The sequence below is a fragment of the Flavobacterium sp. RHBU_3 genome (genome assembly GCF_046613565.1).
In the GTDB taxonomy this organism is placed as follows: domain Bacteria; phylum Bacteroidota; class Bacteroidia; order Flavobacteriales; family Flavobacteriaceae; genus Flavobacterium.
The window spans coordinates 1-489 of the sequence record NZ_JBKJHC010000042.1 but is presented as its reverse complement, the minus strand read 5'-3'; the positions used below and the strand labels follow the sequence as shown (position 1 = coordinate 489).

The window sequence follows — 489 nt, the reverse complement described above, 5'->3', positions numbered from 1 at the left end:
GCAGTACCTTCGGTTTCGTTTAACGACAGCCTTACCGGTTCTACTGCTTGTTCTACAGCAGCTACAAACCGTACATCACAGCAAATCGCCGTAATATCTGGCAACACATACACCTTTAACGTTACTTCTATAGGATGGGACGGTATAGGAATTGCGGCCGACTTTAACAGCGACGGTAACTTTGATGATACTGATGAAATAATAGCTACACCTAGCTATATAGATGCAAGTACTGCTAACTTTACGCTTTCTGTAACCATCCCTTCTTGGGTAACTACAGGTAACTACAGGATAAGGGTATGGAACATCTATGGTAACTCTGGTAACGGCTCTCCTGCCGGCTCACCATGTGGAAGCTACAGCTATGGTACTTATGTAGACTATACTCTTGCGGTATCTGCTCCATGCTACACCTGGACAGGTGCTACAAGTACTGCCTGGGCTACTACAACTAACTGGTGTGGTGGCGTAGTGCCAACAGCGGCAAGC

The 489-nt window shown here is 46.4% G+C and carries 1 protein-coding gene; it reads left to right on the top strand.

All coding sequences use genetic code 11. The annotated features are described in order from the left end of the window. Positions 1-489, top strand: a 489-nt coding sequence (locus ACLI1A_RS19565) for a GEVED domain-containing protein (protein WP_411410383.1), incomplete at both ends; no start/stop codon positions are given.